The sequence below is a fragment of the Bacillus sp. 05T31 genome (assembly GCF_056396725.1).
This window is the reverse complement of the sequence record NZ_JBFTMA010000478.1, coordinates 1-4,813: the sequence shown is the minus strand read 5'-3', so window position 1 is coordinate 4,813 and position 4,813 is coordinate 1. Positions and strand designations below refer to the sequence as shown.

Annotated in this window: 5 protein-coding genes and 2 pseudogenes; 4 read left to right on the top strand and 3 right to left on the bottom strand. The window is 32.3% G+C overall.

The features are described 5' to 3' along the window. Window positions 1–495: pseudogene (locus tag AC1DJR_RS22300) on the top strand (FAD-dependent oxidoreductase); the annotation flags it as partial. Between the two features lie 60 nt (window positions 496–555). Here AC1DJR_RS22300 and AC1DJR_RS22295 read toward each other — a convergent pair. Next, window positions 556–1,104 carry a hypothetical protein gene (locus AC1DJR_RS22295; RefSeq protein ID WP_429692425.1) on the bottom strand — a complete coding sequence of 183 codons (549 nt, stop codon included), beginning with the start codon at window positions 1,102–1,104 and terminating at the stop codon, window positions 556–558. A 204-nt stretch (window positions 1,105–1,308) separates the two neighbouring features. Here AC1DJR_RS22295 and AC1DJR_RS22290 point away from each other — a divergent pair. Further along, window positions 1,309–1,482, top strand: a pseudogene (locus AC1DJR_RS22290) (GNAT family N-acetyltransferase); the annotation flags it as partial. A 43-nt stretch (window positions 1,483–1,525) separates the two neighbouring features. On the opposite strand, the gene AC1DJR_RS22285 reads toward AC1DJR_RS22290, so the two are convergent. Together AC1DJR_RS22285 and cspD are read right to left on the bottom strand one after the other, a co-directional pair. Further along, window positions 1,526–1,711 (bottom strand): cold-shock protein, encoded by a 186-nt coding sequence (locus tag AC1DJR_RS22285; protein ID WP_000286202.1) that lies wholly within the window; start codon window positions 1,709–1,711, stop codon window positions 1,526–1,528. An 86-nt stretch (window positions 1,712–1,797) separates the two neighbouring features. After that, a complete protein-coding gene (gene cspD, locus AC1DJR_RS22280; protein ID WP_002012849.1) occupies window positions 1,798–2,001 on the bottom strand; it encodes a cold-shock protein CspD in 204 nt (67 codons plus the stop codon). A 386-nt stretch (window positions 2,002–2,387) separates the two neighbouring features. On the opposite strand from cspD, the gene AC1DJR_RS22275 reads away from it, so the two are divergent. Then, window positions 2,388–3,284 carry a CPBP family intramembrane glutamic endopeptidase gene (locus AC1DJR_RS22275; RefSeq protein ID WP_477003523.1) on the top strand — a complete coding sequence of 299 codons (897 nt, stop codon included), beginning with the start codon at window positions 2,388–2,390 and terminating at the stop codon, window positions 3,282–3,284. A 552-nt stretch (window positions 3,285–3,836) separates the two neighbouring features. After that, window positions 3,837–4,813: AimR family lysis-lysogeny pheromone receptor (locus AC1DJR_RS22270; RefSeq protein ID WP_477003522.1), on the top strand; the 977-nt coding region annotated here is incomplete at its 3' end.

Sequence of the window (4,813 nt, the reverse complement as noted above, 5' to 3'; positions counted from 1 at the left end):
GTCATTAATAAAGGTGCTGTAACAACAGTGATAAGTAAAAAAGGGGATCGGTATGAGGTTTCTTTTGCAAATCATGAGACAATACAAGCTGATTATGTCGTTTTAGCAGCTCCACATGATATCGCACAAACGTTATTACAGTCTAATGAGTTAAATGAGCATTTTAATAAATTTAAAAATTCATCGCTTATAAGTATTTACTTAGGTTTTGACATACTAGATGAACAACTACCGGCTGACGGCACAGGTTTTATCGTAACGGAAAACAGTGATTTACATTGTGATGCTTGCACATGGACAAGCAGGAAGTGGAAACATACATCTGGTAAACAAAAGCTATTAGTAAGAATGTTTTATAAGAGCACTAATCCAGTATATGAAACGATCAAAAGTTATAGTGAAGAAGAATTAGTACGAGTTGCTTTATATGATATTGAAAAGAGCCTCGGAATTAAAGGTGAACCGGAAGTAATTGAAGTTACAAATTGGAAAGATTTTAATTACGACATTGAATGAACAGTCAAAATAATAATATTGAATACATTTTATTTGTAATTATTTAACATTAATTGCAATCTTTTTATGATTGGCTTTATTCTCTTTAATAGTTAATGTTATTTTTCCAGATTCTTCAAATGAATACGGTGAGAGCCGATAAAGTTCTTTAATACTATGTTTTTCTTTTAATTTATTTGTAGGAATTAATGTTATATTAGGCTTCCATGTTTCCTGTTTACCTGAAGGGTAGTCTACTATTATTTCTGGATTATTTAATTGTATTGTTTCCCAAGAGACAAAATACAGTTCAACTTCTGCATCTTTTTTTAGTAATTCTTCTGAGAAATAACCAAACTCACCAACAGTACCAAAAACAGTGAAATTTTGATTTTGCAATTTAATATCTAAATATCTAGGTTGATATGTTGCTGCGTGATACATTCCGTATGAAAGAGAGAGTGTGGCAGCGATTAATATACCAACTGAAAATGTCTTAAAGCTATTTCCTTTAAAACTTGTCATCATAAATGAGTTTGGTGTGAATTTTTTTGCGAATAAAAAAATGAGTAAAATGAGCAAGAGGGATAAGCCAATGAAAATATACATAAAGTTTAAGCACCTCCGTAAGAAATATTTACTGTTTTTCTATATTTTAACATGAGAGGGTATAAATTAGGGGTGGTTTTTAGAGGGGAATTAATAAATACAACGAAGTTATATATTATTAATAGGATAAACATCGCTAGAAATATTTGATTTGTGGGACATTAAGGACTTTCCTAATTATAAATACTTTTTCTGCTATAATAATTTAGAATTGGAGCTATTACATATCCTGAAAATATAACTTCGTGTAATATGTTATCTAAATTAGGTTTTCAACAAGAAGGGCTGTTACGTGGATACATTCATCAAGGAAATAAACAACACGATGCATTAATGTATTCTATTGTACGAACAGATGTAGAGGATATTCATTATTAATAAAAAAGCCCCTCTTATTTAAAATAAGAGGGGCTTGTAAAAATCAACCTATTTTAGGTAATAAACGTTCTCCGCTTTTCATACTACTTTTACATAAAGGGCATTTAGGCTCTTCTTCAAATGAAAAGTTCTTTCTCATCCATCCTAAACAATCCTCTGATTCACATTCCCAAACAGGGGTTTGTTCTGGTGGTACTTCTGCTACATCGTTCTTTCGATTGCGATACATGTAACCACTCCTTTTATGTAAAAATTTTTAGTTATATATTAAAAAGGTTGTTAACCGAGCTGGTAACAACCTTTTTATTGATTGAATTATAGCTTTACAACGTTTTTAGCTTGAGGTCCACGGTTACCGTCTTCAACTTCGAAGCTAACTTCTTGACCTTCGTCAAGAGATTTGAAGCCGTCGCCAGTGATAGCTGAGAAGTGAACGAATACGTCGCTACCGTCTGCAACTTCGATGAAACCGAAACCTTTTTCGCTGTTAAACCATTTTACTTTACCTGTTAATGTCATGGTAATGCCTCCTAAAATTTAAAAAGATATACAATATGATCGGCCTTATTCGATTGAAAATAAAAGTTCACATATTATCAAAAATCCATAAGGAGTACAAAACATTCCTGATTGATACTTGATAATATGCAAAGAAAGTATAGTGCTAAATTGACCTTAATTACTATCTTACAACAAATGGTGGGAAATAGCAAGTGCTGGTAATACCAGTGAATGAATTGGGTGATACTGGTAAAAGGCACGAAGACATCTCTTTTATTTATATATTATTCCTAATCTGAATTTATTCCAAACAGAAATCATTTATTTTAAAAAATATGTTTAAGGGAAACGATATATATTTTAAGAATACAGATGATTACAATAATAAGGAGGATAGAAGAATATTGCTAAATAAACAATTTAAAATAATTGAAGCAGCAAAAGAAGGAAGAAGAAAAGTTCATCCTATTTTCGCTGTTATACTTGCAATTGTATTTTTAACTTTAGGTKAATTTTTCATGTTGTTTATGCTGTTTTTACCGAAAGCAGATACATCATTTGTAAAGGCAATTTATAATAATATTGAGATGATATTAACGTTTGGTGGGGCTATATTTTTTATTTTTTTATGGATTAGGTTTGTAGAGAAAAGGTCATTTTCATCCATTGGTTTTTGGAAAGTGCAATGGATGAGAAAGTATTTGAGAGGTGCGTTAATAGGATTTGTCTTCATTTCAATACCAGTAATTGTACTTGTATTAACAGGTATTGTAAAACTACAAATGCAACAAATTACGGCAACCGCCATATTTGGTATTGTAGGATCTTTAATTGCTTTTTTAATACAAGGTGCAACGGAAGAAATTATTGTACGAGGCTGGTTGTTTCCAGTTATTTCTGTTAGAAGTCGTATATGGGTTGGGATTATAGTGACGTCCTTTTTATTYGGTTTTCTTCATTTACTTAATCCAGGTATTACAATTCTTTCAATATCGAATATAATATTAGTTGGTGTATTTGCAGCTTTTTACGTATTAAAGGACAGTAGTCTTTGGGGGATWTGYGCRTGGCATTCCATTTGGAATTGGGCRCAATATAAYGTCTATGGTTTTGYAGTTAGTGGCATGACGATATATTCAACRCCRCTATTTAAACCTGTAACAAATGGGTCAGAAGTGCTTCATGGAGGCTCATTTGGTATTGAAGGTAGTATCATTACAACAATAATGCTTTCTATCGCTTCAATCGTTTTATGGAAACAGTTATGGGGGCGAAAAGTGAAACAACGAGATATTAGCTAATGAAAGAGGGAGAAAMTATGGGGATTRTAGCGTTTGAGGGAGCGAGCGCGGTGTATAATTAGGGTATAAAAAACCGAGAGTTCAACTTGTCCTCTCGGTTTCTGTATTGTTATTCATTCCTTTATTATATAATGCATTATTTTTAAACTATAAATACCAGGAAAGTTGGCTTAAATACAATATGTGCTATTTTTGTACGCATTTAAATAATAGGTAGAACAATTGTTCGATTGATGGTAAAATATTCTTGTGGGGATTCTGTTATTTTTAGAAAAAACTTTCTCAACATGATGTGAGAAAGAGTGAAACGAATGTTCTAAATTTTATGATAAGATGAAAATAATAAAATAAAAGAGCAAAAAGACCCACGGCGTTACAACTGGTGTGGCCGCACCAGTTGTAACGTTTTACCCTATCGCGTGTAGGGAAAACTTTCCATGAGTCAGCACTAAGTATAACATACTTTTCAGGCATACATAATTATTGTGGACGTTTTCCTATTGAAAAATAAAACGGGAGGAGTCTTGTGTTCTGATCCTGAGGAGGATGAACATGAAAGCTTTGATGAATGAGCTGAATAACGTGATACAGTCAAAGAACATGAGTGTACGGAAAATAGCAAAAGAGATTGGTATAAGTAGGACAACTATTTCTAACGGCCTAGAATTAAAAACTGGAGAAATGAAGTTTGATGTTTACGAGAAGTTAATACATTATGTATATAAAAATCCGTTGGAACAAACCCGCAAAGTAAAAGAATTTATATTAAAGTGCTCGACTAGCATGAATGTAAGAAAGGCTTTTAGTTTCTGTCAAGTGGCTGGAGAGTATGAGCTGATAGATTCTCTTATTGAAAAGCTCAGCGTAGTAACAGAAGATGAAAATCTGAAAAAGCTCCAAAATGATGTACATAAATATTTAAGTATATATACCTTGTACAATCATCGTAATATGAACAGAAAAAGAGGACAAACATTACTGGATGAGATTTACGAGAAACGTGTTTCTGCAGATTCCGATTGCCAAGTTTTATTGAATACGTTATTTATGGCTGCAGAATATGATGAGCAAAGGTATAGTGCGATGACGTCGTATGCAAAAGCTGCGGAAGCACATGTCGCTAACATGGACAACGGTTATATTAAATACTGTTTATGTATGCAACATAAAGAGCGAATTGCATATACTCAGTTACATGCTAACGAAATTGATAACTGTAGATCTAGTTGTTTGGAAATTATAGATTCCGAAATGAATTTCACAGTTGTCAAGGCTACAGCATACTGTTGTTTAGGTGAAAGTTACATCTTTGAGGATCAGTTAATGGCTGAAAAATTTATATTAAAAGCTATAAAATGCCTTGAAGGAATAAGCTCGCCTAAAGGGACTCAAAAATATACATCCTTTAAGACAACTCTTGCATTTTTGTATATCGAGTTTGGTTTTAACTTAGAAAACATAGATTTTAATTTTATCAGTGATGGAGATTTAGCTTATTATGAGTGTTTATATGGTGATAAGAAAAAGGG